Here is a 26,016-nt window from a genome sequence, read left to right on the forward strand (position 1 = left end):
TTCGTGGTACTTCAATCGTCCAGCACGCTGGCAATCAGCGCAATGCCTATGGACCACAGGTCCACGTCCGAGCTTGAGTCTTTGGTGCTGAACAGCCTGCCGCTTTGTGCCTGCTGCTCACGCAGGGCGCGCTGCTTGTCGCGCTCCAGCATGATCAGGGCGTCGGCCACGTCGGGCGCCTTGGTGGTGGCGGGCGCTGCGCCCTTGCCGGCATGGGCATAGCCCTCCAGCGCTTTCTCCACCGCCTTGGGGTCCAGCAAAGAGAAGGCCGAGCGGCAGTGTGTGCAGGCGGCGTCTTTGCGAATGTCTGCGGGCGCACCACAACTGGTGCAGTGGATCACCGCCACACGTTTGGCAATGTCTTCTATCTCCGGGCGGGTCAGTTGGCGCACAAAACCCTTCTCCACCATGAACGACGAAAAAGGGCTGAAGCGCCCGTGCCCGTTGCCACAGCGGTAGGTGATGTATCGCCCGCTACGCACCAGGTCAAAGCCCTGCGTCAAACCGCCACGGCAGCGTGGACAATCCAGCTTGTTGGCCAGCGGATGGTGGGCGTCGCCACGGTGCGCATGCAACAGACGAAACAGCTCGGCCACTGCAGCGGGTGTCAGTTTCAGGTTTTCTTGCGGGTCAAACCACATGCCTTGGCACTGGAAGCACAGGTCCAGCTCGACGGTGTGGCCGTGGTTGCCGGGCAGTGTATGCAGGTGCATGGGCGCGCGGCAGGAGGGGCAGGTGGTGGTAGGGTGGGGCATGGCGCTATCCTAATGCCCTTCAACCCCCTGACTGCCGGAGCCCTTGCCCATGTACATCGGTGAACTCGCCAAACGCGCTGGCGCCACGCCCAAGGCGATCCGCCTGTATGAGTCCCTCGGCCTGCTGGGCCGTGTGGTGCGCATGGGTGCTTACCGCGTGTACACCGAGCAGCATGTGACCCAGGTGCGCCTCATCAAACAGGCCCAGGCCATGGGCTTCAAGCTGGCGGACGTGGGTGCGTCCATGGACGGTGGCAAGGTCGAGCCCAACTGGGCCACCATGGCCGAGCAGGTGGACCAGCGCCGTGCCGAGATTGCCCAGGAGATTGTTCGCCTGCAGCAGTTGGACCTGCAGTTGCAGGAAATCAACATCGAGATCCGCGCCTGCGCCGAATTGGCTTGACTCTGTCCCTGAGGGCAGACTTATGGTTGGGGTTCCTTGTCTACAGAACCCCATCGCAATGTCTGCCAACAACGCTCCCCACAACGTACTCGTCATCCTGGGCCATGGGTCCAACACCAGCTTCAGCGCGGCCGTGGCCGACACCTATGCCCAGGCCGCACAGGCGGCTGGCCACACCGTGCGTGTGTTGCGCCTGGGTGATCTGCGGTTTGACGCCCTGCTGCATGGCAGCAACCCCCACCACCAGGCGCTGGAGCCGGACCTGCTGGCGGCACAAGACAACATCCTGTGGGCGCAGCACATTGCCTGGGTGTTTCCGGTGTGGTGGGGCAGCGTGCCCGCGTTATTGAAAGGATTTTTGGACCGCGCCTTTACATCCGGCTGGGCCTACAAGTTCAACAAGGGGTCACCGTTCCCGGTGCCCCTGCTCAAAGGGCGCACCGCACACCTGCTGGTGCCCATGGACACGCCGCCCTGGTACTACCGCTGGGTCTACCGCATGCCCGCCATCCACCAGATGCGCAAGACCACGCTGGAGTTTTGCGGCATTCGCCCGACCAAGACTTTGATGTTAGGACCCATCATCCACTCTACGGCGGAACAGCGCGGGGGCTGGTTGCAAAAGGCTGGCGCTATGGGGGCGGCGCTTTAGACGGACGTGGTTGGCTTGGCCAGCGTGATGCGCTTTTGCTCCAGGTATTCCTTGTACTGCGTAAGGGGGATGGCGGTCACGCCGGCGGTGTCGTTTTCTTCCAGCCAGCTCAGCGTGGCGCTGTCGGCAGACAGTTCAATCTCCACCGGCCCTTGCGGAATCACGATGGGCGCGCCGTCACCGGGTCGGTAGGTCACGTGGTCATTGATCGTGGCGTGCAGAGTGGTCATGGTCGTCTCCTAAATGCCCATTACATGCCGCGTACCGTGCGTGGTCTGTGGGATAACGCACATGGGGCAGCACACCGGCGTCAGCGTCGCCGCAGCCGGTCCACCACCCACCACACCAGCCCGCCCACCACCGCAAGCACCACACAGAGCACATGCAGCGTGTCAATGGAAATGATGGCGTGCAAAGGCCTGGAAAGGTCGAATGGCGAGAACGGAAACACATCCACGTGCATCACACTGTCAATGAACACGTGGCTGTAGGTGCCAATAAACGCACTGCCAAACGACACGCCCCAGCTGATCGGCAGGTGGCGCGGCTCGCGCAGTATGCGCAGACCCCATTCGCCCAGGTGTTTGCCGCTTGCACCACTCAGCAAGCCTACAAGGGTTGCACCAAGCAGGGTGTGTGAAAAGCCATGCAGCTCCACCAGCCCGGTTGTCATCGCCAGAAGCGGCTGCAGATCGATGGCGATCTGTGACCAGCCAAACACCATCAATGAAAATTTTCTGTGCATCACGGCTTTGACCGCCAGGCCGGGGCCCATGTGCAGGGGTGTGAATGGCATGCGGGTTCTTCCCTCAAGGATGTTTCAGTTGGCTCAGTGCCGCCACGGCGGACTCTATCTCGGCGGGCTGCAGCGCAGCATAGCCCAGCAGCCAGCCGTCTTCGCCCAAGGGCTGGCTGTGCAGGCTGCTGAGGCTGGGTGTGGCGATGCCCAGTGCTGCGGCCTGTCGGCTTAGGTGGGCCTCGCTGCCCGGCGGCAGGGTCACGCTGATCTGCAGGCCGCCTGTGCTGTTGAGGGGCTGCGCCCACGGCAGCTTGCGCTGTATCAGGTCCAGCAACAGGTCGCGCCGGCTGCGGTAGAGCTGGCGCATCAGCCGCAGGTGGGCAGCAAAGTGGCCTTGGGCCATGAAATCGGCCGTGACCGCCTGGGCCAGCTGGGCCACATGGCCGTCGTACACGCTGCGCGCGGTCACCATGGGCGGTACCAATGCCTCAGGCAGCACCGCATAGGCGATGCGCAGCGAGGGGAATAGCGTCTTGGAGAAGGTGCCGATGTAGACCACTCGCCCGCCATCGTCCAGGCCCTGCAGGCTGGGTGTGGGGCGGCCGTCGTAGAGGAATGCGCTGTCGTAGTCGTCTTCCACGATCCAGCAGCCCTGGCGCTGCGCATAGTCCACCAGGGCCATGCGCCGCTGCAGGCTTAGTGTGTGGCCCGTGGGGTATTGGTGGGTAGGCGTCAGGTAAATGAGCCGTGGGGCTGGCAGGTTGAAATCGGGCACCAGGCCCTGGCCATCCACCGGCAGCGGCACCAGCTGTGCACCACTGGCGGCAAAGGCGGTGCGTGCGCCGCGGTAGCCGGGGTCTTCCATCCAAACGCGGTCGCCGGGGTCCAGCAGCAGGGTGGCCAGTAACTGCAGCGCCTGTTGTGAACTGGTCAGCACCAGCACCTGTGCGGCCGTGCAACGCACACCACGTGAGGCCACCAGGTACTGGGCGATGGCTTCACGCAGGTCCTCCCGGCCCTGCGGGTCGCCATACCGCATGAGCGCCTCAGGGCTGTGGCGCAGGCGTTTGGTGGTTAATTGGCGCCATAGCGTGTGTGGAAAGGCGCGCAGGTCCGGGCTGCCTGCGGCGAAGGCTTGCAGGCGCATGGGCTCCATACACCCGCCCGTGTCCACCATGCCCTGGCCACGGCGGGACAACAGGGCGGTGGGCGCCAGTGCCCCCTTTGCTGCGCTGCGCCGCCGTGTGGGTGCTGCGGCAGTATCGGCCTGCAGCGCCACAAAGCTGCCCTGGCCGGTGCGGCGCACCACATAACCCTCGGCCTCCAGTTGGGCATAGGCTGCCTCTACCGTCACGCGGGACAAGGCCAGGTCTTGCGCCAGCACCCGCGTGGCGGGCAGGCGCGCACCAGCAGCCAGCGCGCCACTGCGCATGGCGTCGCGTAGCGCGGCACACAGGCGTTCGCGCAGGCCCATGCCGGGGCGGGCGGTGGCGTCCATCAGGCCCATCCACAGGCTGGGTTGTGCTGCTTTCATTGGTCTTATCGGTGTTGATAAATTGGTATCAATGATAAGTCCACAGCCTTTTACACTGCATCCATGGCCGCAAGGCTGACTGATTTCAACTAAGCAACCGGAGATCCTCACCATGACAACCACCACCGCCCCATCCCAAGTGCTTGCCTTCGCACCCGCCAGCCCAGCCCATACGGCTGACTACATGCGCCACAAACTCAGCTTCCACGCCGACGCCTGGGACGTGGCCGAAGACCTGCGCAACGGCGTTGACGCGCTGGTTGTCATCGACACTCGCTCGCCCGAGCTGTATGTCAAAGGCCATGTTCCCGGCGCCATCAACTTCCCGCACCGCACCATGGACGCTGCCAGCACCGCTAAGTTGGACCGCAGCAAGGTCTATGTGACCTACTGCGACGGCATAGGCTGCAACGGCTCCACCAAGGGCGCCTACAAGCTGGCCGCGCTGGGCCTGACGGTGAAGGAGATGCTGGGCGGCCTGGACTTCTGGATGCGCGACGGCCAGCCAGTGGCCACCGGCAGCGCACCCGGCGCCATGCCCGCGGATGCCCCCGCCATCGAGTGCGCGTGTTAACAATGGCAGGCTGCAAGGCGGTGACCGCATGGGTGGTGCGCGCGGCCGTGCCCGCAGATGCCGCCACGCTGGCCCCGCTGTGCGCAGACCATGCCACCTATGAGCGCCTGCCCTACAGCGCAGATGGCCATGCGCAGCGCTTGCACAGGGCGTTGGCCAGGGGGCAACTGCATGCGTGGCTGCTGCTGGACGGGGAGGGTGGCAACGCCGTGGGTTATGCCAGCGCCACGTTGGACTTCGCCACACTCAGCGGCCAGCGTTTTGCACACATGGACTGCCTGTACCTGGCCCCCGCCGCCCGCGGCCAGGGTGGCGGCCAGCTGCTGGTGCAGGCGGTGTTGGGCTTTACGCGTGCACAAGGCTGCAGCACGCTGCAATGGCAGACGCCAGAGTGGAATGTGGACGCCATGCGCTTCTACGCACGGCTGGGGGCCACGGCCAGCCCTAAGCAGCGGTACACGCTGGTGCTGGGTGCTTGTGAATGAAATGTGCCGCTAGCCCCCGTGAAATGGACCTGATTTGCTATTAAAAATATAGTATTTCTTGAACGTGAATTGCCTGCAAGGCCAGGTTGGTAGGATCAAGCCCATGACGCAAGCCACCCACCTACACCTGCACCCGAAACACGCAGCCGGCATCGGCCTCGCCACATTGCTGCTGGTCCTGGCCTGCCAGCCAGTCCACGCCGTTCAAGACTGCGAATTCCAAGGCAAACACATCAACACCAGCAACGGCGCCGAGACCGCGGGCAAGACCGGCATGGTGCGCTGCAAGGACCGCAGCAGCGGCCTGCTGGAGCGCGAGTACGAGCTGCGCGACGGCAAAAGCATTGGCCTTAGCCGCTACTACCGTGAGGGCACACTCGTCAAGGAATTCACCATCACCGCCAACGGCCCGCACGAAGGCCCGGAGCGTGAGTGGGCCAAGAATGGCCAACTGGTGCTGGAGTTCACCAACGTCAAGGGCAATGCACGCGGTCTGCGCCGCCAGTGGTTTGAAGATGGCAAACAGCGCAAGATCGAGTGGGTGGCAGACCATGAACGCGAAGGTGCCGCCGTGGAGTACAACGCATCCGGCCAGTTGGCCAGCCTGCGCTGTGGCCCCAAGCCGCTGCTTGCCCCGCACGTGAATGACGCCAAGCTCTGCGGCTTTGAGCGGGTTCCCTCCACCCTCAACTTGCACTCCCACAAAGGAGAGCTGCGCAGCACCGTGGTATTGGTGGCCGGGGTGGAGCAAAAAGCGACCACTTTCTTCGCCAACGGCAAGCCCGAGCTGGAAGAGGAACTATTGCCAGGCGGCGCGCAGAAGCGCGAAACCATTTATTACGCAGAGGGCGGCAGCAAGCGTCGCGAAAGGCTGTGGGACGTATCAAATGGCCGCCCCGCGCTACTGCTGCGCGAGGCCGATTTCCATACCAGCGGCACCCTGGTGTCCGAGCGCCAATACCAGGTGGTTGACAACGGCAATGGCCGCAAACGCAGCCGCCTGGCGGCCGAGTTACGCTTTTACTTGAATGGCCAGCCGCAGCAGAAAGACGTCTACACGCAGGAGGGCTCGGTAGAGATGCGCGACACCCAGCGCTACACGGACCAGGGCAAGCTCAAGACGCAGGGTCGCTACGTGCTGGAGGGCCGTTACGGTGAACGCCCGGTGGGTGTGCACCAGACATTTTTTGCCAACGGCAAGCCCGAGCGCGAAGACAGCTTCGATACCAAGGGCAAGGCCACCCGCCAGAAGGTGTGGGACGAGTCGGGCAAGCTGCTCAGTGACGACGAAGTGTTTGAAGACGGCTCGCGCAAGGCGTATTCAAAGTAACAACTCAAAACTCCCCAGCGCCTGCGCCCGCCCGTTCAGCATCGCATCCACCCGGTGCAAGCCGGGGTAGTGTGTGCGGGTGGTCATCTCGGCCAGAGAAATGGTCTTGCCCACACGCTGGGTCTCGTGTGCGGCCAGATCCAGGGTCTTGAGCTTGAAGACCTTGGCGCTGGTCTTGCCGTTGGCCTTGACATAGTGCACCGCAAAGTCCACCAGCACCCGCTGGGTCTGCGCGGTGTTGTTGGTCACATCAAACGTCACGGCTAGCTTGCCACCCACCACCGCAGGCTGCGGCGAGATGCTGGGCTGGCCAATCACCACATCGGCCGATGCACCAAAACCCAGCGCCGCCAGCGCACCCGGCTCACCGCGCTTGACGGCTGTGCGCAGTGCGTGTTGCACGATCCAGCGCCGCTCGGGCGTGGCGTCGCGCAGCCAGGCATTGGCGGTGGCGGCCAATACGTCCGGGTGGTCCTTGCCAATGTCGTTCAGGTTGTTGGCCACCGAGCGGCGCACATACAGCGCAGGGTCGTCCTTCAGCCGCTCCAGCAGGGCCAGCACGGGGGTTGGGTCGCGCTGGAAGGCAGGCAGGCGTGATGCCCACGGCAGGCGGGGGCGCGTGCCTTCAGATACGAGGCGGCGCACGTGTTCGCTGGGGTCTGTCGTCCACTCAGCCAACTTTTCAAGCGTGGCCTCGGTGTGCTTTTGCAGAAAGGGCCGGATACTGAATTCCGCCGTGAAGCGCTGGGTGAGCGTGTGCTGCGCCTGCATGGACAGCTCGAAGTGATCCAGCCCAAATTCAGACACAAACACCGTGTGCGGCAGAAACAAAAACGAGGCGAGCGACAAGCCAGGCGCGCGCCCATGAGGCTGGTCAACAGACGCCAGCAGAATACGCACCGCCTCACCAAAATCTGCCGGCAAATGCCGGTGCAGCGTACGCGCAATATGTTTGCCACGCGGCATCAGCGCCAGCGCGTCATAACCGCCAAGTGCGTCGTGCAAGAACGCATCCGTATCAAAAAGCGGGTGCACCGCCGCCACCATGCGGGCGATGGCTTGGGGTACGTCGGGTCCATATTGGGCGATCAGGGGTTCAGCCATATTTCAAATCCACTTTTTCTGTGTGCAGGACTTCTTGGGGGCAAGACTGGGAGGATAACGCGGCAGCAGCTAGCGCAATCATCATGTCTTGCATGTAGTTTCTGTGGAAACTATAATCGCGCCATGGCCGCTAAACCCAAAACCAACTTCACCCGCAAAGCCTCTCCCTTGCCCGTCAGCCAACTCGAATCCCACCTGGGCTTTTGGCTGCGTTTTGTGTCCAACCATGTGTCGGGCGAGTTCAAACGCCAGGTAGAGGCCAATGGCGTGTCGGTGTCGGAATGGGTGGCCCTGCGCCAGCTCTACAACGCGGGCGAAGCCACCGCCGCAGAGTTGATGGATGCGCTGGGCATGACCAAGGGGGCAGTTTCCAAAATCATCACCCGCCTGCAAGACAAAGGACTGGTGTCACGCGCGGCCGTGGATGCTGACCGCCGCGCACAGCAGATTGTGCTCAGCGCCGCGGGCCGCAAACTGGTGCCGCGGCTGGCGCGCCTGGCCGATGACAACGACGAAGCCTTCTTCGGTCATATGGAGCCCGCCCTGCGGGCTCAACTCACCAGCGTGTTGCAAGACATCGTACGCACCCACCAGCTCAAGCAACTGCCGGTGGAATAAGGCCACCAACCAACCAACCACTTAACCCTCTCAGGAGAACACCATGACCACCATCGCCGCCCACACCACCGAAGGCATCAACGCCATCGCCCATGCGTCCCACCGCGGAGCCAAAAGTTTTGGCCAGCAGGTGGGCGAGCTGATGCAACTGGGCGTGGAGTCCTATTACGCCGACTACCGCGCCCGCAGCACCACCTACTACCTGCCCAGCGGAGCGGCGCACAGCGTGCCACTACCTGCGCCCAGTGTAGAAATCCCGCAGACGTTTGACGCTGCGGCACTAAAGGCCGCCATACGCGGCGCACAGGCGGGTGTGGTGCACTACCCCGAATTTATGCAGCTCTCCATGGCCGCGGGCTGCGTGGGCTACCTGGTGTGGATAAGTGGCAAACACGTCAGCTACTTTGGCCGCAAGGGCGAGGTGCATGTGGAGCACTTCCCCAGCTAAGCCTGCGCCGCTTTCCACGCATCAAAACCACCCCGCAGCGGGTAGGCATTGCGGTAGCCCAGCTTCTGCAGGTTTTGCGCTGCCTGCACCGCACCCGCATCTTGTGGGCAGGCGCAAATGGTGACGATGGGGTAGTCCTTGTCCACGCCCGCCAAAGATTGGGCCAGCGCGCTGTATTCAGTCAGGTGGGCGTTGGGGATAAAACCTGTGTCGGACGCCAGGCTGTGGCTGCGCAGGTCGATGATGTGGGGCGGCCGTGGGCCGGCCAGGGCCTGGGTGAAAGCGTCCATGTCCATGTGCTGCATGGCCGCCAGCCGCTCGAACCGGTTCTTCTGCCAATACTTCCAGCCGATAACAACAGTCACCAGCGCAATGCCGATCAGCGTGAGGTGTATGCCATGGGCCGACATCCACGCCAGCGCGCCATCAATCTGCGTCTGAAACGCATACCCCGCCAGCAAGGCCATGCCCGCCCACAAACCCGCACCCACGGCAGAGGCCATAAAGAATGAGGAGGGCGCCATACCCAAGGCCCCGGCCACCGGTGGCGCCACGGTGGCAAAGCCGGGTATGAACTTGCCAAACACCAGCGACCACACGCCCCATTTGGTAAACCGCGCCTCGGTCTGGTTGACACAGGAGCTGGGGTTGATGGACATCTTGCACAACAAGGCCAGCACCCGGTAGCCAAACCGCCGGCCCGCTGCGTACCAGATCCAGTCGGCAATAAGCGATGCCAGCACCGCAGCCAGCAGCATGGTCGCCAGCGCCATCAAACCTGTGGACTGGCTGGCCGCCAACACCATGGTGGGCACAGAGGGCACCGGCAGGCCCAGCTGTTGCAGCAGCACGTTGACAAAGACCAGCAGATTGCTGTCGCGCTGCAAAAGTTCGGTGATCCAGGTGCTGTCCATGGGCTAGGTTTTACACCACCACGGGTACTGCGTGGATCTGCATGGCCTTTGCCAGCTCTGCCTGAAGCAGCTGGAACACCACTTTAACCCGCGTCGTGTCGCGCAGGTCGGGGTGGGTGAGCAGCCACAACTCGGTGGCGCATTCGGGCACGGGCTCACCCACGGCCTGCAGCTTGGGAACGGCATGGGCCATGAAGCAGGGCAGCAACGCCAGGCCCAGGCCCTCTACGCAGGCCTGGCGGATGGCGCCAAAGCTGTTGGTGCGCACGCCCACATCGGCCAGGGGCTTGATGCCTTCCAGCCAGCGCAGCGTGCGGTGTCCGCTGCGGGAGTCATCCAGTGCAACCCATGCGTGGTCAGAGAGCGACTCCAACTTGCGTGCGGCTTTTAGGTAGCGCTTGCTGCCGTAGATGCCAAAGTGCAGGGGCGCGATGCGCTTGCCTATCAGGTGTTCGGGCGGGCGGCTGGTGGGGCGCACGGCGATGTCGGCGTCGCGCTTGGACAAATTCACCGTATCGTTGTCCACCGACACCGTCAGCACGATCTGCGGGTACTGCGCGCGGCATAGCGCCAGCACGGGGTAGAGCAGCGCCAGCGCCACGCTGTCGGTAGTGGATATGCGCACCGGGCCGCTGGGGCGCAAGTCTTGCCCGGCCACATGCAGCAGCGCCTGCGTGGCCGCGTCGTCCATCAGCGCGCCTGCACGGGCCAGCTCGTCACCCGCGGGGGTGGGGTGGTAGCGCCCGGCGCTGCGCTCAAACAGGCGCACCCCAACCCGACTCTCCAACTGTGCAATGCGTCGAAACACGGTGGCGTGGTTCACGCCCAGGCGCTTGGCCGCGCCCGACAGCGAGCCCGTATGGGCAATGAGCGCCACCAGGCGCAGGTCGTTCAGGTCTTCCATATTCCCTCGAACTGGGTTGTGCATTTTTGCAAATGAAGAGTACACATATTGTGAATTGTCTTGTTGCTTTGCAAGCCGCAAACTCTGTCCATTCGCAACTCTTTTTGAAGGAAACCACCATGAAGACACTGAAACACACCCTGCTCGCCGCCAGCATGGCTGCCGCTCTTGCACTGGCAAATGGCGCCCACGCGGCAGAGCCCGTATGGGACGGCAACAAAATTGAAATGGTCAGCGAGACGCTAAGCCCCGGCGTATTTGCGTTCTACGCCATTGATGCCAAGGCGCTCAATACCAAGGGCGCAGCCGCCGGCACCAGTGGCGGCCTGGTCGTGGGCAGCAAGGGCGCGCTCTTGATCGACACCATGCTCAACAAGCGCCTGAACAAGCAGGTGCAAGACCTGGGCCGCAAGCTGGGCAAGAACAAGCCCTTGCTCTACGCCATCAACACCAGCGCACACGGCGACCATTCGTTTGGCAACATGTATTTGCCCGCCAGCACCACCATCATCCAGCACGCCAACACCCGCACCTATGTAGACCAGCACTTGGCCGATGACAAGGCCTTCATGATCAAAAACTTTGGCACCGGCCGCGGCATAGAAGAGATCAAGGCCCGCACGGGCGACCTGCTGGTGCCCGCAGGCGGCAAGCTGACGCTGGACCTGGGCGGCAAAACCGTGGACATCATGGACTTTGGCTTTGCGCAGACCGGTGGCGACCTGTGGGTTTGGGAGCCGCAATCCAAAGTGATGTGGAGCGGCAACCCCGTCATCGCATCCAAACCCGCGCTGCCCTGGCTGCTGGACGGGCATTTGGTTGCATCCCTGGAAACCCTGCGCAAGGTGTATGACTTCTTGCCCAGCGACGCCCGCATCGTGCCCGGCCACGGCGTGCCCATGGCCCGCGAAGACCTGAAGTGGCACATCGACTACCTGGCCACCGTGCGCACCCAGGTGCAAGCCGCCGTTGACCAGGGCTTGACGCTGGAGCAGACCGTCAAGCAGGTGGCGATGCCGGAGTTTGGAGGTTATGCCCTGTTTGGCTGGGTGCACCCGGGGCTGAACGTGCCTGCGGCGTATAAGGACCTGAGCAAGAAATAAAGAAAAACAGAAGCGGTTTGGAGCGTGTGGTCAGGCCTGCCACACGCCAAACCCTGCCGAACGCAGATCGATGCCGATCTCAATCTCTTTGTCCACCGCGTCCTTGTAGCTCATGGGGTTGAAGCCCTCGTACAGATCAGGCAGCAGGCGCAGGCCGTAGTGCAGCACGTAGCTGTTGGACTGTATGCCGGCCTTGTGTTTGTCGAAGCGCACGTCCGGGTCCAGGCCCGTCATGCCCACATACACACAGGGCTTGCCGTCGATGTAGTTGGGGTTGTTCTTGCGAAAGCGCGGCTCCAGCAGCACGTCTTTGCAGAGTTCGACCACGTAGACGTGGTGGTGCTTGCGGCGGGGCATGGTTCTAACGCAGCCGGCCGCCCCAATAGTTGGGTTTTCGGTGTTGGTGAGCGATAGCCAGCACCAGCACATCCATTCCGTCTTGGGTATAGACCACGCTATAGGGAAACCGCTTGAGTCGACAACGTCGGATCTGGCGTGTCAATGGATGCCACGCCGTTGGGAATTGATCAATGAGCTTGAATGTCTTCAGTGTTTCGATCAGAAACGCATCGCCAAGTCCCGGTGCCTGATCTGCATACCAAGCAATAGCCTCATCAAGCTCCGCCTGCGCGGGCTCCAGCAGGCGAATGCTCATGCGGCTTTGGGATTGACCTGGTACTTGGCAATGACCTCGGACAGGCCGACTGCCTTCAATTCACCACGGCGGTAGGCAGCCAGACGGTCTTCTGCTTCCTTGGCCCAGAGAGCGTCCAAAGCAGGATCGGGCTCGTCCAAGCTGTCCAGAATGCGTTCCACAACCTCCATGCGCTCCTCGGGCGGAAGCTTGACGGCTTGGGCACTTAAGGCTTCGGCGTTTGTGGTCATGGCAGAGGCTCCATTGGGCTGGTAAACGAACAAAACACCACTATAGCGCGGCAAGCATCAGACCCGATCCAGATCGCGGATCAAGCTCACCACCTTGGTGGTGATGATGTCCACCGCCGGCCCGTTGGCGCCGTGCGGCAAGATCACATCGGCATTGCGCTTGGTGGGCTCAATGAACTGCTTGTGCATGGGGCGCACCGTTTCCAGGTATTGGTTGATCACGCTCTCGGCGCTGCGTCCGCGCTCGGCCATGTCGCGCTGCAGGCGGCGGATGAAGCGCACATCTGCCGCGGTGTCCACAAAAATCTTCAGCGACATCATGTCGCGCAAGTCTGCGTCATACAACGCAAACAGACCTTCGATCACGATCACCGGTGCGGGCTTGACGGTAATGGTCTTGCTGGATCGGTTGTCTGCCGCAAAGTCGTACTCGGGCATTTCAATCGCCTGGCCATTGCGCAGTGCCTGCACGTGCTGCAGCATCAAAGGCCAGTCAAACGCAGCCGGGTGGTCGTAATTGGTCTTGCGCCGGTCGGGCGGCGACATGTGGGTTTGGTCGAGGTAGTAGTCGTCTTGCATCACCACGGCCACCATCTCGGGACCAATGGACTTGAGCACCTCACGCGTGACGGTGGATTTGCCGCTGCCGCTGCCACCTGCGACACCAATGACGAAAGGCTGGTTGCGGGTTGGGTTCATGGGGCGTGGTGTCCAGGCTGGCAAAGGGCTCAATTTTACAAGCCGACAAATTTTTTTTGAGAAACCTGAACCCTTTTGGATGGGAGCAGCCTCTTGGTAAATGTCATCCACTTCAAACAAAGGTTTAAACATGTTTTTCTTGAAACGCAATCTCCCTACCTGGGAACGTGCTGCCCGTATCATTGGCGGCGCTGCTGTGGGGGCTGCCGTTGCGGGCGGCCTGACCACTGGCATGGTCACCTGGGTGGCTTTGGCGACGGCCGCCACACTGGTGCTGACCGCGTTTGTTGGGTTCTGCCCGGCATGCGCCATGGTGGGACGCCGCTACCTGGACAAATAAGATGCCACGCGCCGAGACACATTTAGTTGAAGCCGCCCGCCTGGGCGACTCGGCGGCCATTTCAGAGCTGCTGGTCGTGTGCCAGCCAGATCTGAAGCGGTTTGCCCGGCGCACCTGCTCCACCACCGAGGACGCGGAAGACGCGGTGCAGGTTGCGCTGTGGCAGCTCTACCGCAAGGTGGGCTTGCTGCGCTGCGCGGCTACTTTCACAACCTGGATGTTCCGGATTGTGGAGCGCGAGTGTTACCGCCTGTACCGGCGCGCCACAGGCACCGAGCCGCTAGACGAAGTGCTGGAGCACGACCTGCCAGCCGCGCCCCAAACACCCATAGACCTGCGGCTGGACCTGGCCCGCGCCATGGAGCGGCTCACCCCGCCCTACCGCGAGGTGCTGATACTGCGCGACGTGCACGAACTCACCGCCCCAGAGGTTGCCGCCCAGTTGGGCCTGAGCCTGGAGGCGGTCAAGAGCCGCCTGCACCGGGCCCGCGCCCAGGTGCGCGAACATTTGTTGGCCAGCGGCTACTGGCTCAAAGACGGCGCGCCAGAGCCTGTGACTGAACGCGGGTGATGAACCCTTTTGCAAAACCTGCGCCTCTAGGTAAGAGTCATCCACTCTTCAGCAGGTCTACACCATGTTTTGCAGCACTTCAGTTTCGGTTCATCTACTGCGCGGCGCCGCCGCCATCGGTTTGATTTTTGCGGCTTTTTACTTGAGCAGCTATGGCTTCGTATGGTCGGCCCTTGCGGGCCTGGGGGCCATTGTGCTGCTGCGCGGCTGCCCTATGTGTTGGTTGATGGGTTTGTTTGAGACCATGCAGCGCAAGTAGCGCTATGGAGGCGGCAGGATGCGCCGCAACGCGGGCACCTTTTGCAACCGCCGTGCGGTAGATCGTTCGCCCAGTGCAAAGGGGCCAGTGTGTCTCGAAATCAACGAACCTGAGTTCAGAGCCATTGCCTAGAGGCTAAATTGGCCCCTAGCCCCCGTGTAATATTGCCATGTAGCTACCAAAAACATAGCAAACGCAAGCTGGATGGATTCCACTCACTTGGCCGGTACAACGCCCTCGTCATCAAGCGCCTGTTGCACTTCGCGGTAGAACGCGTCGCGCGCTGCCATGGCTAGTGGGTCACTCGCGCCGCCTGCCCAGTTGGCATTGGACACGATCACCAGTTTGCGCTTGGGGTCAATGAAAATCCCCTGGCCAAAAATGCCGCGTGCGGTAAAGCTGCCGTCGTCAAACGTCCACCACTGGTAACCATAGCCGCGCCCTGGCTCGCCAATGTCGGCGCGCTTGGTGGTGGCATCACACCACCAGCCATCGGGCACGATGCTTGTACCGTTCACCATGGCGCCATTCAAAATGAACAGGCCCATGCGGGCGTAGTCGCGCGACGCAGCCTGCACGCAGCAGCCACCAATTTCCTGTCCGGTTTTGCTCAGCAGCCATGTTGCCTGCTGCTCCATGCCTGCGGGGCCCCACACCTTTTCTGCCAGGTAGGTTGCCAGCGGCTTCTTGGTGGCCTGTTGCACCAGGGTGCCCACCAGGTTGGTCTCGCCGGTGCTGTACAGCCAGCGAGTGCCAGGTGGCGCTGCGCGGGGCAGCTTGCGCATATAGCTCACCAGGGCTTCCATGCCTGCTTCGGGCTCTTGTTTGTTGAACTTGGCCACGTCGGAGTTGGGGTCGTTGTAGTCTTCACTCCACTTGACGCCGGATGTCATGGTGAGCAACTGGCGCACGCTCACGTCGTCGTAGGCAGAGCCATTGAGGTCTGGAATGTAGAGACTGACCTTGTCGTCCAGGCTCTTGATGAAACCGTCCTTCACTGCCGCACCCACCAGCGTGGAGGTGAATGACTTGGCGACCGAGAAACTCGTCCAGCGCCCCTCGGACCCAAAGCCCAGGCCATAACGCTCCAGGCGCAACGTGCCGTCTTGCACGATCAGCATTGCGGCATTGCGCTGGCCCGCCATGTAGGCGTCTACATCCGTCGTCAGCTTGAGCGGTGCACCCGCGGGCAGGGCCGAGGGTGTGTCGCTGGCGGGCACCACATGCGACTTGGCCAACAGCGGCAGGCGGTCCATCATGCGGAATGCTGCATCGCGCTGCGGCGCGGTCCAGAACAACACTTCGTTATGGATGGGTGTGGTAGCCAAGAATGCAAGGCTATCTTTGTCCAGGCTGCCCCTGCCGCCTTCACCTGCAGCACCCAAGACCCCCAAGGTGTCAGGCGCAGCTTTCTTGATAGCCAAAACAAGTCTCCTCGTTCGTTTTTTGGAAATAGTTCGCCCAGGAACGGGGCGTCTAGTTAAGCACCGCAGTTTAGACGGGCTTGGGGGGAGTTGGTAAAAGGTTACAAATTGGCCTCTAGCCCCTGTGCAATATGCCTCAGATGCTGCAAAAAGCATAGCGTACGCTTTTGGAAGTCGACTACGCTGAGCAATCGCGCGGCGGAGCTGACAATAACCCCATGCTCTACTTGAAATGCACCGGCATCGTTCTAAAAACTCTGGGTTTGCCCAAGACACTCCTGGCTGAACCTGTGCCCACCTTGGCCCCGTTGGGCAACTGGTATGTCAATCGGTTCGACCTAGGGCGGCGCAAGGCACACGTCTTCATGAGCGAGACGACCTTGCTGTCTTTCATCTTGCTTCAAGGCAAAACACCTGTGACACCCGAAACGCTCCCAATCATGATGCTGGCGGGGCTGGAGCAGCTTCTGCACATGCGCGGGATGGGTGAGCATGCCATTGAGCGGGCGATGGTGCATTACCAAGAGGGGCTGTTTGCGAAAACCGATAGCCGAGCGGGCCTGGGTTCGCTCAACGACTTGGTCCAGCGATACCAATGGGTGGTGGAGGATGACGGCGGATTGGATAGGTGCGATCTCACGCGCATCATCATGGTTACCAACGACATGCCGCAGCGCAGGCTGGGCTGGCGTACTTCTTGGGAAGTGACGCAGAGCAAATTGGAATTGCTCAACTGAAAGCACCACGCTGTCGTATTGATTGCGGCCGATGCTAGTGAGTTCTTGGCTAGCAAGGGTTACGTAGAGGCCTATATGAAAAATTGGCCTCCAGCCCCCGTGAAATATGCTCAAGTAGCTACGAAAATCGTAGCAAATACAAAACCAAGAGCTAAAACGAAGACCCCGGCTCGCTCAAGAAAGCCAGCTCTTCCGCACTAGAGACGCGCCCCAGAATCGCGTTGCGGTGGGGGTAGCGGCCAAAGCGGTCGATGATGGCCTTGTGGCGCATCTCGAAGTCCAGGTTTCTTTCGTTACCCAATTGCGTAAAGAGCTCTACCGCTTGCGTATGCACCAGCGCGGACTCGCTGTGCATGTAGGGCATGTAGGCAAACACGCGCTGCGCTTCGGGCAGGCTGCGGTCCTGCCCACTGGCCACCAGCTCTTGCGCCAACACCAGCGCCAGCGCGTCCTGCGCAAAGGCGCGCGGCGTGTCGCGGTACACGTTGCGCGAGAACTGGTCCAACACGATGATCTCCGCCAGCCTTCCAGCGGCCGATGCGCGCCACGCAAACAGCTCACACCGCGCCGCAGCCTCCAAGGTGTCGCCAAACCGCGCACGAATGGTTTCGTCCAGTGCGGTGTCTTTGACGAAGTGCTGCTTGGGGGTTAGCTCTTCGAACCAGAAGTGGAGGATGGATTGGGATGGCATGGGAGGATAGCGTGTCGCGCTACGGCACGGCCACCATCAAGCGCGCGCATGGCGTCTGGACCACCACTAATCTCTCACCAATTCAGCGCTGATCGTCGACGCCATGGACGTGGTGCACAACGATGGCGTGGATGGCTTTGGTCTGGTCTCCAGCGACAGCGACTTCACCCGCCTAGCTCCCCGCTCTCTTGGGGTGAGATTGACCGGGGTGCAGGTCTGATTCATTGACGCGTTTCGCTCGGAAGTTAGAAAGTCGGATTTGATATCTGTATTAACACACCAATTTTCTGGCGAACGACGGGAGCAAGTTTTTGTATTGCATCACTTAGCTCAAATACAACTTGCCTTGGGACGGCATTCAAAGTGCTGCCGACTGCACCTGGCTGATGCAGTACGCTGAACTCAGGTCCAGAGGCATGTCCAAGCTGTTTATTTCGAATTGTTCGTAGCTGCTCAGTCAGCCGACGAAAGCCTTTTAAGTCATTCCTATCTGGGAATGCCAACGCCTCTATTCGATTCCTTTCTACTATCGCTAAGCCTTTGTTCGCGGCGACTTTGCCTGGGTCTTCATCGCCATCGGCATACAGTTGCATGAAATATATGACGGCCAGGTTGTGTAAATGGTACGTAGCCTTGTAACACTCCCCTGGCGTCAAAAGCGATCCCCTAAAGCTCTCGAAAACACTTTGATCGTCTGAATAAGCGAAGTGTGGGTGGAATTTCCTCCCGGTTACCGTCTCGTAATGGCTGTGTAGAGCATTCTCTTGTGACTGGACGGCTTCGCTTTCAGCCGCAACCATTAGGTGATACGCAATATTTAAGCACTCTTCGCTATCAACAAGCGCGTTGCTCCAAAGTTGCATCCTCCCAATTAGTTCGAATGTCACTCGCCGCTCTCGGGTGTAAAACCGTTTGCCAGTGAGGTGGAGCCAAATCCTTGCAACCGGTGAATGGGGTAGCGTTGACAGATGGCTGAAATGCCTGAGCGGCGTTGGGCGACGGCGGGGTGCATGGGGTGAAGTTTAATGGCGCGGGAAGCTTGTTTGTTAAATCGGCCTCTAGCCCTCGTGGAATATTAACGAGAAGCTATTAAAAACGTAGCAATTCAAACCTTGTACCAGCGAAAACCAAGGGAGAGTCTGCTATAGCCACCAACGCCAACCAGAAGCTAGCCGTCGTGATCAACGCCGACAACGCGCACGCATCCATCATTCAGTACCTGTTGGCCGAGGTGTCGCGCTACGGCACTGTCACCATCAAGCGCGCGTATGGCGACTGGACCACCACCAACCTCAAGGGCTGGAAAGAGGTGCTGCACACCGGCAGCGTGGATAATTTTAAGAACACAAAACTCAAACAATGCTTGACAAGAAGAAACACTTTTGTTGCGCAGCGCCAGTTTTTTTATAAGCGGATGTATTCCAAATCGAGATTGAAAAAGATGCGGTGAAGATCTCTAAGGCCTTGCTTGTAGTCTTCGATTGAGTAGTAGCTCATTTTTTGCTCAGACCCCTGTTTGGCTTTTGCCGCGGTTTCATCAAACGCGAGCAAGAAGATATCGCGCACGAAGGCAATCAGTCCATCTTCATACTGTTCGACTGGGCCGAGTCTCTCAAATTCAGTCCTGTAGGCGACTGGATTTTTGACTTTTAGAATAGCAATTTTTGATGGATCTTTCACTTTCAATAACAACGCATAAGCCGCTAACTGTGGGTCCAGATTGATATTTGGAAGCGAAATATTCCAAAGCAGCATAACGCTTTCTAAGTCGCGGAAGCTGGCTTGAAACATTGGTGCAAACACACAGAGGCTGCGACGAAAATGGACTTCGCGGTCACGGCTTCCCCCTTCGGGCTCACCATACTGTGCGGAGAGAAACGCGGCAAGGAAGTCAGTTTGGTCCGATTTTTTGTAGTCCGGCTTCTGGGCAATTGGTAGGCCAACTGTGACTGCAAAAAATTTCTTCAGATATTCGGATGGATTGATATCTTGGCCGTATGTCTTTCGCACGGCACTGTGCAGTGCGGGCGTGTGAACAAAGAAAATAAATACTACATTTTTAACGTCAAAGAGGTGTTTTACTCTTTCGAGCAATTCGAGCGCATAACTGGGGCGGCAACGGTCGAGCTCATCAATAATTACAACCAATGGCGAGCAGTTTTCGCTTGTATTTGCCAACTCTGATAGTTTTTCCTTAAATGCGGCAGTTGTGGCACTTGTTTTTGAAAACGTGTCGAGCATTTGTTCGATTGCCTTATCGCTCGCGTCAGTACCTGCGTCCACGATTTCTCCAACGAAGTCGTCCGTATCAACACCAATCGCTCTTCCACCTGCCTTCATCAGGCCCTTTCCAATCGCTGGCAAAGAAACCTTAAGTACTTTTACCGCTGCATTTTTAAGGCTACGTACTGCCGCAGGTTGTTTTTGGAAACCCTCCAGAATCGCTGAAGTGACCACGGCAAACGGGTCTTGGTGGTAGTCGAATTGGAACGCATCTACATATACGCACGTTCCAATTCGGTTATCAGCCTCGAAATGGCTAGGTAGTCGTCTTGCTATCCACGACTTTCCCGCGCCCCAAGGTGCATCAACTGCTATGACACGGCCGGCGGGAGATATAGGAACAGTGGCTAGACGTGTTGCATAGCCAATCAACAGATCGGCAAATTTCTGCCTGCCAAGGTTATCCGTAGAGAAATCCATACGTGTTGTTTCTTATGGCCTTAAACACGCAACTGACGTCACTTCCCCCAACTATCCTTCAACCCCACCGCCAAGTTAAACACCGGCTTGGACCCCGTCACGTGATCCACTCGATCCGCCACAAAGTACCCGTGCCGCTCAAACTGAAACTTTTGATCAGGTAGCGCATTCGCCAGCGAAGGCTCAACAATCGCTGTCACTACCTTCAGGCTGTTCGGGTTCAAACTCTCGATGAAATCTTTGCCACCCGCATCCGGCTGCGCGTCCAAGAACAGGCGGTCGTACATGCGCACTTCGGCGTTCACGCCGTTGGCCACGCCCACCCAGGTGATGGCGGCTTTCACCTTGACCAGGTCGCTGCCGGGCGTGCCGCTCTTGGTGTCGGGCACTAGCGTGGCCAGCACGTCGGTGATGACGCCGTCAATGTCTTTCACGCAGCCGGTGCATTCGATCACGTAGCCGCCCTTCAGGCGCACCTTGTTGCCGGGGAAGAGGCGCTTGTAGCCCTTGGGTGGCACTTCTTCAAAATCTTCGCGCTCTATCCACACCTCTTTGCCGATGGTGAAGTGGCGTGGGGGTGGAGGTTCTGTTCCCTCGGGCAGGTGGGGCAGGGCGGGCTGGGTGCAGGGCTCCAGGTGGCCGGCGCCCATCACGTCGTCCCAGTTGGTCAGGATCAGCTTGACCGGGTTCAGCACGGCAAAGCCGCGGTGGGCCTTGGCCTCCAGGTCTTCGCGCAGGCAGCCTTCCAGGGTGCTGTAGTCGATCCAGCTGTCGCTCTTGGTCACGCCAATGCGTTCGGCAAACATTTGCAGCGCTGCAGGCGTGTAGCCGCGGCGGCGCAGGCCGACGATGGTTGGCATGCGGGGGTCGTCCCAGCCTTCTACCTTGTGGTCGTACACCAGTTGCGCCAGCTTGCGTTTGCTGGTGATCACATAGGTGAGGTTCAGGCGTGAGAACTCATACTGGCGCGGGGGCGGGCTGGCCAGCAGGCCGCCTTCGGTCAGGCGCTCCAGCAGCCAGTCGTAAAACGGGCGCTGGTCTTCAAATTCCAGCGTGCACAGGCTGTGGGTGATCTGCTCCAGCGCGTCCTCAATGGGGTGCGCGTAGGTGTACATGGGGTAGATGCACCAGGTGTCGCCGGTGTTGTGGTGGGTGGCGCGGCGTATGCGGTAGATGGCCGGGTCGCGCATGTTGATGTTGGGGCTGGCCATGTCGATCTTGGCGCGCAGCACCATCGATCCATCCTCATGCTTGCCGTCGCGCATTTCGCGGAAGATACGCAGGTTTTCTGCGGGTGTGCGGCTGCGAAACGGGCTGTCGACGCCGGGTTTGCCAAAGTCGCCCCGATTGACTCTCATTTGCTCTACGGTTTGTTCGTCTACGTAGGCAAAGCCGGCGCCGATCAGGTATTCGGCGGCCTGGTACATGAAGTCGAAGTAGTCGCTGGCCTGGTAGGGCTCGGCGGTGGCGCTGCCATTCCAGTCAAAACCCAGCCATTTGATGGCGTCGCGGATGGAGTTGACGTATTCAACGTCTTCCTTCTCCGGGTTGGTGTCGTCAAAACGCAGGTGGCACACGCCGTTGTAGTCGCGCGCCAGACCAAAGTTGATGCAGATGCTCTTGGCGTGGCCTACGTGCAGGTAGCCATTGGGCTCGGGCGGAAAGCGGGTGCGGATTTTGGCGGGGTCTGGCTGGCCCTTGGCATGGTGGGCTGCATCGCCAGGGCTTCCGGCCCAGCGGCGCTGGGCGTAGGTGCCGTTGTCCAGATCGTTCTGGATGATCTGGCGCAGAAAATTACTCGGTTTGGCGGCTTCTGTGGCCGCTGTAGCGGCGGTTGGGGTGGTGTTGGTGGGGGTGGGAATGCTCATTCGCCCGATTTTAGGCGTGCTGCACCTTTAAGTCGGCCCAAATGGGCGTTAGTTCGGTCTTTTCTGCCTCGCTTAGGCTTTCTGCCAACAACATGCATTCGCGTTGCAGCTCAAACAGGCGCAGGCGCAGCTCGGCCCAGGCCAGGTCCATCTCAAAATGGTCTTGGGGGGTGAGCTGCTCGGGCGCCAGGCCCCACACGCCCAGGGCGTTCCAGGCGGTGCGCAGCCGGGCCAGCCGGTCGTCGGCCAGCAGCACAATGCCTGCGCGTTCTTTGCTGCCGGTGGGGGACTGCAGGGCCTGGGTGGTCAGGCGGGCTTTTTCCAGCGTGGCGTTGATGTGTTGCAGGGCGTCGGCCGGCACGCGGATGTTGGTGGGGATCTTCTCCCGCGCATCGCGCGCCATGTTGAACACCACACTGCTGTAGCGCGATGGAAACTCTCCCGGCACCACCCGCAGTGCAAAGCTGGCGCGAAACAGCGGCGCGGTGGGTGACTGCGAAACCCCCATGGTGGTCTCTACCGCGGCCAGCAGCATGCCCAGCGGCGAGATGTCTTCGCCGTGCAGGCGGGCGGGGTAGCCAGAGCCATTGGCCCGCTCGTGGTGTTCACCCACCGCGCGGCACAGGGTGGTGGGGTAGTCGGTGGTGGCTTCCAGCAGCAGCTGGGCGATGCGGGGGTGCGCCATCATGTGCTGGTGGCCCAGCAGGTCCAGCGGTTCGTCGCCATCCAGGTATTGGGGTTGTATGTAGGCCTCGCCAATGTCATGCAGCAGGCCGCCCACCATGGCCAGGCGCACATCCACGGGCAAGCTTTGGGCCTGGGCCATGCCACCGGCAAGGGCCATGGCTTGCACGGCATGGTCCAGCGCGCCGGGGCGGGTGGCCATGGCGGTGGTCAACAGCAGCTGGGCTACCGAGTGCAGGGGGATTTGTTTGAGCTGCTTCTCCAGCAGTTGGGCATAGGGGCGCAGCGCGTAGGCCATGCTGCGGTCACTGGCCAGAAATTCCTTCAGGTGCTCCATCAGCGAGAAATGGGTGACGCCGTCTTCGGCCATCAGGCAGGCTTCTATGGGGTTGAGCAGTTTGCGCTCCAGCAGGCGCTGCTGCAGCGCGGCCGATACGGGCAGGCCCTTGGCCCAGAGCTTGAGGCCGCGCACATCCACAATGTCTTGGGATGCGACGATGGAATAGGTCTCGCTGGCCTGGATGATGGCGGCCAAAAAGTCCGGGTTGGCCTGCGAATCGCCGGGCGCAAAGTTGACCGCTGCCGATGTAGCTGTTGCTTGCATGAACCCACACTCCTGTTGAGAGCCAGTGGTTCAAGTTTCGTACATGTAACCTGCTTTTTACACACCGTTTGGCGCAGCGGGGGCGCCGCCCGTCCGGCATGTGCATAAAAAAAGGGCACACCCGTTGGGGTGCGCCCTGTTTGGCTATGGCAACCGGGGTTGCCAATGCAAGGTGCTGATTAGCGAATAACAGCCAGGTCAGACAGCTTGCCGCCCTTGACGGTCTTCAGTGTCAAAGCGCCGTTCTTGATGTCGCCTTTTTCATCAAATGTGATGGGGCCAGTGACACCTTGGTAGTCTTTGGTAGCAGCCAGGATAGGCAGGTACTTGGCAGGGTCAGAAGAACCAGCCTTGACCATGGCAGCAACCATGACGTTTACGCCGTCATACACGTAGGGTGCGTACACTTGCACTTCGGTACCAAACTTGGCTTTGAAGGCGGCCTTGAACTTCTCCATGCCAGCCTTGCCAGCGCCTTCAACACCACCGGCTTCTGCGCAGTAGACCTGGTTGTCAGAGATAGCGTCGCCGCCCAGCTTGACCAGCTCGGTGGAGCAGATGCCGTCGCCGCCCATGAACTTGGCATTGATGCCCAGAGATTTCATCTGGCGCAGCATGGGGCCAGCAACAGCGTCCATACCGCCGAAGAACACGACGTCAGCCTTCTTGCCCTTGATGGTGGTCAGGATGGAGTTGAAGTCGGTAGCCTTGTCAGTTGTAAATTCCTTAGCAACCACGGTGCCGCCAGCAGCTTCAACAGCCTTGGTGAACTCTTGTGCAACGCCTTGGCCGTAAGCAGTACGGTCATCGATAACGGCGATAGCCTTGCCCTTGAGGGTGTTGACTGCGTATTTGCCCAGTGTGCTGCCCAAATGCACGTCGTCAGCCACCATACGGAAAGCTGTCTTGAAGCCTTGGCGTGTGTACTTGGGGTTGGTAGCAGAAGGAGACACTTGGGGAATGCCAGCGTCGCTGTAAATGCGCGATGCGGGGATGGTGGTGCCGGAGTTCAGGTGACCGACCACGCCAACAACCTTGGCGTCAGCCAGCTTCTGGGCAACTGCAGTACCTTGCTTGGGGTCAGCAGCGTCATCTTCAGTCATCAGCTTCAGGGTGACTTTCTTGCCACCGATGGTGACGCCCTTAGCATTCAGTTCTTCCACGGCCATCTTGGCGCCGTTTTCGTTGTCCTTGCCCAAGTGGGCGATGGCGCCGCTGGTTGGGCCAACGTGGGCGATAGTCACAACTTCTTGCGCCATGGCAAAGCCAGAAGACAAAGCAACAACAGCAGCAGCAACGATATTCAACTTCAACAGCATAAATTCTCCAGTAGTAAGAGGATGTGAACACAGAGAGTGTCACTGCCCACACGATAGCGCATCTAAAAGTCCCAACGCATAGGGATGCTACTAATACGGACTATTTATTGAAATGCCTAATGAAGTATAAGCATCGCTTCTTTTCAAAGGCCCATTTCAGGCCCCGAGATGTGGCGCAGGCGCACGTTTTGGGGGCGGCTTTCACCGTGATGGGGCGCTTCGGCGCAGCGCAACCGGCTCACGCCAAAAGCGTGGCAGCAAAGGCGTTGATGGTGTCCACGTCGGTCGGCAGCGTGGTGTAGGGCAGTTCTTCGCGGTCCAGCAGCTCCAGCATGCCGCGGTCTATGGCGCGGGCCTGTTCTTCGTCCTGGAAGCGCCCAGTGCGGATGTATTTGCGGTCACTGCGGGCCACGACGATGTTGACGTTGTTGCACTGCTTGTACCAGTCCAGTATGTGGGTGCGGGTCTTGGCGATGTCGCAGATGTTGTCCAGGTAGTTTTCGTTGTAGTACAGCACCTGGGGCAGCGAACATTCGGTGATCAAAAACTGCACCTGGCCGTCCAGCAGGCTCAGCATCTGGTACTGGCGCTGGGCGATGAAATACTGGTTCTTGAGCACTTCAAAGTTCTGCTGCCACACCAGTGATTTGGCAAAGTCGGGTATCACCTCAACGGTCTTCTCCCGCAGCTTCAGGTAGAGCACTATGGCCGATGTGATGACCGATTTTTCACACCCCGGGCCACCAATGACGTTGATGACCTGTGTGGGGTAAAGCCGCATCTTGCTCTCGGGCAGGTGGTTTGCTACGGAGGTGTATTGGATAGACATAACACCATCCTACCGGCCTTACATCGCCTTGAACAGGTGGGCGTACAGGCGGCTGACGACAAACTTCTCTTTGAGCCCGCGCAGCGTGAGCGAAATTTTGCCTGCCTCGTCCCGGGTTGCTGCTTCAATGGCAAGGGCCCGCACAATGGTGCCGCGGTGGATTTGCCAGAACACGGTGGTGTCGATCTGCTCCTGCAGTTCCTTGAGCGGGGTGCGTATCAGGTACTCACGCTCGGCGGTCAGCACCCGCACGTATTTGTCGGCCGCCTCAAAACACAAGACGTCGGCGATGGGCACCATGCGGATGGCGTTGCCCACGCTGGCCTGTATGACGGTCAGGGGCGGCGCGGGTGTGGCTGCCGCCGGGGCGGTGGGGCTGGCCAGCAGACCGCGCAGCTGACCCAGGGTTGCTTCAAAATCAATAGCAGACTGTGCAGGTTTGGCGAGGGCTAGCTGCAGTTTTTCCACAGTCTTTTGCAGGCGTGGGGGTTGTACGGGCTTGAGCAGGTAGTCCATGGCCTGGGCTTCAAAGGCCTGCACGGCGTACTGGTCGTAGGCGGTCACAAACACCAGTTGCGGAAAGGGGCGGGCGCCTGGGCCGGTGGTAGGCCATTGCTCAGCCAATTCGGTGGCGGCGTCCAGCCCGCTCATGCCGGGCATACGAATATCAAAGAACAACACGTCGGGCAACAGGGCCAAGGCCTGGCGCACGGCGCTGGCACCGTCGCCCACCGTGGCTACCACTTTCAGGGCGGGCCAGGCGCGGGCCAGCTCGGCCTGTAAAGACAGGGCGAGCAGGTGTTCGTCTTCGGCAATCAGTGCGGTTGGGGTGGTCGTCAT

At 60.3% G+C, this 26,016-nt stretch carries 34 protein-coding genes; 14 read left to right on the forward strand and 20 right to left on the reverse strand.

Annotated elements, in window-relative coordinates:
• Positions 1-11: 11 nt before the first annotated feature.
• Positions 12-755 (reverse strand): zf-TFIIB domain-containing protein, encoded by a 744-nt coding sequence (locus HZ993_RS23740; protein ID WP_209395148.1) that lies wholly within the window; start codon positions 753-755, stop codon positions 12-14.
• 49 nt (positions 756-804) lie between these two features.
• Between HZ993_RS23740 and HZ993_RS23745 the strand changes: the two genes are divergently transcribed.
• Together HZ993_RS23745 and HZ993_RS23750 are read left to right on the forward strand one after the other, a co-directional pair.
• Positions 805-1,158: a MerR family transcriptional regulator gene (locus HZ993_RS23745; protein WP_209395149.1), complete on the forward strand. Its 354-nt coding sequence runs from the start codon at positions 805-807 to the stop codon at positions 1,156-1,158.
• A 58-nt stretch (positions 1,159-1,216) separates the two neighbouring features.
• Positions 1,217-1,810 carry an NAD(P)H-dependent oxidoreductase gene (locus HZ993_RS23750; protein ID WP_209395150.1) on the forward strand — a complete coding sequence of 198 codons (594 nt, stop codon included), beginning with the start codon at positions 1,217-1,219 and terminating at the stop codon, positions 1,808-1,810.
• Here the strand turns inward: HZ993_RS23750 and HZ993_RS23755 are convergent.
• The 3 genes from HZ993_RS23755 to HZ993_RS23765 form a co-directional block, all read right to left on the reverse strand.
• A complete protein-coding gene (locus HZ993_RS23755; RefSeq protein ID WP_209395151.1) occupies positions 1,807-2,040 on the reverse strand; it encodes a hypothetical protein in 234 nt (77 codons plus the stop codon). The genes HZ993_RS23750 and HZ993_RS23755 overlap by 4 nt on opposite strands.
• Before the next feature lie 80 nt (positions 2,041-2,120).
• A complete protein-coding gene (locus HZ993_RS23760) occupies positions 2,121-2,606 on the reverse strand; it encodes a hypothetical protein (RefSeq protein ID WP_209395152.1) in 486 nt (161 codons plus the stop codon).
• Positions 2,607-2,619: 13 nt separating this feature from the next.
• Positions 2,620-4,083 carry a PLP-dependent aminotransferase family protein gene (locus HZ993_RS23765; protein WP_209395153.1) on the reverse strand — a complete coding sequence of 488 codons (1,464 nt, stop codon included), beginning with the start codon at positions 4,081-4,083 and terminating at the stop codon, positions 2,620-2,622.
• A 112-nt stretch (positions 4,084-4,195) separates the two neighbouring features.
• Here HZ993_RS23765 and HZ993_RS23770 point away from each other — a divergent pair, with 112 nt between their 5' ends.
• From HZ993_RS23770 to HZ993_RS23780, 3 genes are all read left to right on the forward strand, one after another.
• Entirely contained in the window at positions 4,196-4,657 is a 462-nt protein-coding gene (locus HZ993_RS23770) for a rhodanese-like domain-containing protein (protein ID WP_209395154.1), read from the forward strand.
• A gap of 2 nt (positions 4,658-4,659) precedes the next feature.
• Positions 4,660-5,142, forward strand: a complete 483-nt coding sequence (locus tag HZ993_RS23775) for a GNAT family N-acetyltransferase (protein WP_245214022.1) — start codon at positions 4,660-4,662, stop codon at positions 5,140-5,142.
• A 103-nt stretch (positions 5,143-5,245) separates the two neighbouring features.
• Complete coding sequence (locus HZ993_RS23780) at positions 5,246-6,472, forward strand: toxin-antitoxin system YwqK family antitoxin (RefSeq protein WP_209395156.1); 1,227 nt, start codon at positions 5,246-5,248, stop codon at positions 6,470-6,472.
• Here the strand turns inward: HZ993_RS23780 and HZ993_RS23785 are convergent.
• Positions 6,464-7,576: a DNA alkylation repair protein gene (locus HZ993_RS23785; RefSeq protein WP_209395157.1), complete on the reverse strand. Its 1,113-nt coding sequence runs from the start codon at positions 7,574-7,576 to the stop codon at positions 6,464-6,466. The two genes, HZ993_RS23780 and HZ993_RS23785, sit on opposite strands and share 9 nt — an antisense overlap.
• Before the next feature lie 123 nt (positions 7,577-7,699).
• Between HZ993_RS23785 and HZ993_RS23790 the strand changes: the two genes are divergently transcribed.
• Complete coding sequence (locus tag HZ993_RS23790) at positions 7,700-8,194, forward strand: MarR family winged helix-turn-helix transcriptional regulator (RefSeq protein ID WP_209395158.1); 495 nt, start codon at positions 7,700-7,702, stop codon at positions 8,192-8,194.
• 43 nt (positions 8,195-8,237) lie between these two features.
• On the forward strand, positions 8,238-8,642 hold the full coding sequence (locus HZ993_RS23795; RefSeq protein WP_209395159.1) for a DUF1398 domain-containing protein: 405 nt from the start codon (positions 8,238-8,240) through the stop codon (positions 8,640-8,642).
• Here the strand turns inward: HZ993_RS23795 and HZ993_RS23800 are convergent.
• Entirely contained in the window at positions 8,639-9,556 is a 918-nt protein-coding gene (locus HZ993_RS23800; protein WP_209395160.1) for a VTT domain-containing protein, read from the reverse strand. The genes HZ993_RS23795 and HZ993_RS23800 overlap by 4 nt on opposite strands.
• 10 nt (positions 9,557-9,566) lie before the next feature.
• Positions 9,567-10,484, reverse strand: a complete 918-nt coding sequence (locus tag HZ993_RS23805) for a LysR family transcriptional regulator (protein ID WP_209395161.1) — start codon at positions 10,482-10,484, stop codon at positions 9,567-9,569.
• A 95-nt stretch (positions 10,485-10,579) separates the two neighbouring features.
• Here HZ993_RS23805 and HZ993_RS23810 point away from each other — a divergent pair, with 95 nt between their 5' ends.
• Positions 10,580-11,563 (forward strand): MBL fold metallo-hydrolase, encoded by a 984-nt coding sequence (locus HZ993_RS23810; RefSeq protein ID WP_209395162.1) that lies wholly within the window; start codon positions 10,580-10,582, stop codon positions 11,561-11,563.
• 30 nt (positions 11,564-11,593) lie between these two features.
• Here HZ993_RS23810 and HZ993_RS23815 read toward each other — a convergent pair whose 3' ends face one another.
• From HZ993_RS23815 to udk, 4 genes are read right to left on the reverse strand one after another with little or no spacing between them, the layout of a single operon-like run.
• Positions 11,594-11,920, reverse strand: coding sequence for a hypothetical protein (locus HZ993_RS23815; RefSeq protein WP_209395163.1), 327 nt, complete (start codon positions 11,918-11,920; stop codon positions 11,594-11,596).
• Positions 11,921-11,924: 4 nt separating this feature from the next.
• Complete coding sequence (locus HZ993_RS23820; RefSeq protein ID WP_209395164.1) at positions 11,925-12,218, reverse strand: type II toxin-antitoxin system RelE/ParE family toxin; 294 nt, start codon at positions 12,216-12,218, stop codon at positions 11,925-11,927.
• The gene (locus tag HZ993_RS23825; RefSeq protein ID WP_209395165.1) at positions 12,215-12,448 is read right to left on the reverse strand and encodes an addiction module protein; all 234 of its coding nucleotides are present in this window, start codon (positions 12,446-12,448) and stop codon (positions 12,215-12,217) included. Before HZ993_RS23825 ends, HZ993_RS23820 begins: the two co-directional genes overlap by 4 nt.
• Before the next feature lie 57 nt (positions 12,449-12,505).
• Complete coding sequence (gene udk, locus HZ993_RS23830) at positions 12,506-13,147, reverse strand: uridine kinase (protein ID WP_209395166.1); 642 nt, start codon at positions 13,145-13,147, stop codon at positions 12,506-12,508.
• 130 nt (positions 13,148-13,277) lie between these two features.
• Between udk and HZ993_RS23835 the strand changes: the two genes are divergently transcribed.
• The 3 genes from HZ993_RS23835 (at position 13,278) to HZ993_RS23845 (ending at position 14,317) form a co-directional block, all read left to right on the forward strand.
• Complete coding sequence (locus tag HZ993_RS23835; RefSeq protein WP_209395167.1) at positions 13,278-13,487, forward strand: DUF2892 domain-containing protein; 210 nt, start codon at positions 13,278-13,280, stop codon at positions 13,485-13,487.
• 1 nt (position 13,488) lies between these two features.
• Positions 13,489-14,058 carry an RNA polymerase sigma factor gene (locus HZ993_RS23840; protein ID WP_209395168.1) on the forward strand — a complete coding sequence of 190 codons (570 nt, stop codon included), beginning with the start codon at positions 13,489-13,491 and terminating at the stop codon, positions 14,056-14,058.
• A gap of 64 nt (positions 14,059-14,122) precedes the next feature.
• Positions 14,123-14,317 (forward strand): hypothetical protein, encoded by a 195-nt coding sequence (locus HZ993_RS23845; RefSeq protein WP_209395169.1) that lies wholly within the window; start codon positions 14,123-14,125, stop codon positions 14,315-14,317.
• Between the two features lie 215 nt (positions 14,318-14,532).
• Here HZ993_RS23845 and HZ993_RS23850 read toward each other — a convergent pair whose 3' ends face one another.
• Positions 14,533-15,741 carry a serine hydrolase gene (locus HZ993_RS23850; protein WP_245213754.1) on the reverse strand — a complete coding sequence of 403 codons (1,209 nt, stop codon included), beginning with the start codon at positions 15,739-15,741 and terminating at the stop codon, positions 14,533-14,535.
• Between the two features lie 218 nt (positions 15,742-15,959).
• Here HZ993_RS23850 and HZ993_RS23855 point away from each other — a divergent pair, with 218 nt between their 5' ends.
• Positions 15,960-16,478 carry a hypothetical protein gene (locus HZ993_RS23855; protein WP_209395171.1) on the forward strand — a complete coding sequence of 173 codons (519 nt, stop codon included), beginning with the start codon at positions 15,960-15,962 and terminating at the stop codon, positions 16,476-16,478.
• A gap of 151 nt (positions 16,479-16,629) precedes the next feature.
• Here HZ993_RS23855 and HZ993_RS23860 read toward each other — a convergent pair whose 3' ends face one another.
• Entirely contained in the window at positions 16,630-17,169 is a 540-nt protein-coding gene (locus HZ993_RS23860) for a DUF924 family protein (protein WP_209395172.1), read from the reverse strand.
• A gap of 103 nt (positions 17,170-17,272) precedes the next feature.
• Here HZ993_RS23860 and HZ993_RS23865 point away from each other — a divergent pair, with 103 nt between their 5' ends.
• Positions 17,273-17,389: a hypothetical protein gene (locus HZ993_RS23865; RefSeq protein ID WP_209395173.1), complete on the forward strand. Its 117-nt coding sequence runs from the start codon at positions 17,273-17,275 to the stop codon at positions 17,387-17,389.
• Between the two features lie 25 nt (positions 17,390-17,414).
• Here the strand turns inward: HZ993_RS23865 and HZ993_RS23870 are convergent, their stop codons facing one another.
• Positions 17,415-18,056: a hypothetical protein gene (locus HZ993_RS23870; RefSeq protein WP_209395174.1), complete on the reverse strand. Its 642-nt coding sequence runs from the start codon at positions 18,054-18,056 to the stop codon at positions 17,415-17,417.
• 290 nt (positions 18,057-18,346) lie between these two features.
• On the opposite strand from HZ993_RS23870, the gene HZ993_RS23875 reads away from it, so the two are divergent.
• Positions 18,347-18,619, forward strand: a complete 273-nt coding sequence (locus tag HZ993_RS23875) for an NYN domain-containing protein (RefSeq protein ID WP_245213755.1) — start codon at positions 18,347-18,349, stop codon at positions 18,617-18,619.
• Here the strand turns inward: HZ993_RS23875 and HZ993_RS23880 are convergent.
• The 6 genes from HZ993_RS23880 to HZ993_RS23905 form a co-directional block, all read right to left on the reverse strand.
• Positions 18,574-19,872 (reverse strand): P-loop NTPase fold protein, encoded by a 1,299-nt coding sequence (locus HZ993_RS23880; RefSeq protein ID WP_209395175.1) that lies wholly within the window; start codon positions 19,870-19,872, stop codon positions 18,574-18,576. The genes HZ993_RS23875 and HZ993_RS23880 overlap by 46 nt on opposite strands.
• 38 nt (positions 19,873-19,910) lie before the next feature.
• Positions 19,911-21,740: a glutamine--tRNA ligase/YqeY domain fusion protein gene (locus HZ993_RS23885; RefSeq protein WP_209395176.1), complete on the reverse strand. Its 1,830-nt coding sequence runs from the start codon at positions 21,738-21,740 to the stop codon at positions 19,911-19,913.
• 10 nt (positions 21,741-21,750) lie between these two features.
• The gene (locus tag HZ993_RS23890; RefSeq protein ID WP_209395177.1) at positions 21,751-23,028 is read right to left on the reverse strand and encodes an HD-GYP domain-containing protein; all 1,278 of its coding nucleotides are present in this window, start codon (positions 23,026-23,028) and stop codon (positions 21,751-21,753) included.
• A gap of 179 nt (positions 23,029-23,207) precedes the next feature.
• Positions 23,208-24,347, reverse strand: a complete 1,140-nt coding sequence (locus HZ993_RS23895; RefSeq protein ID WP_209395178.1) for a branched-chain amino acid ABC transporter substrate-binding protein — start codon at positions 24,345-24,347, stop codon at positions 23,208-23,210.
• 238 nt (positions 24,348-24,585) lie between these two features.
• On the reverse strand, positions 24,586-25,176 hold the full coding sequence (locus tag HZ993_RS23900) for a hypothetical protein (protein ID WP_209395179.1): 591 nt from the start codon (positions 25,174-25,176) through the stop codon (positions 24,586-24,588).
• 18 nt (positions 25,177-25,194) lie between these two features.
• Positions 25,195-26,016: a LytTR family DNA-binding domain-containing protein gene (locus HZ993_RS23905; protein WP_209395180.1), complete on the reverse strand. Its 822-nt coding sequence runs from the start codon at positions 26,014-26,016 to the stop codon at positions 25,195-25,197.

This window comes from Rhodoferax sp. AJA081-3 (assembly GCF_017798165.1).
GTDB lineage: Bacteria > Pseudomonadota > Gammaproteobacteria > Burkholderiales > Burkholderiaceae_C > Allorhodoferax.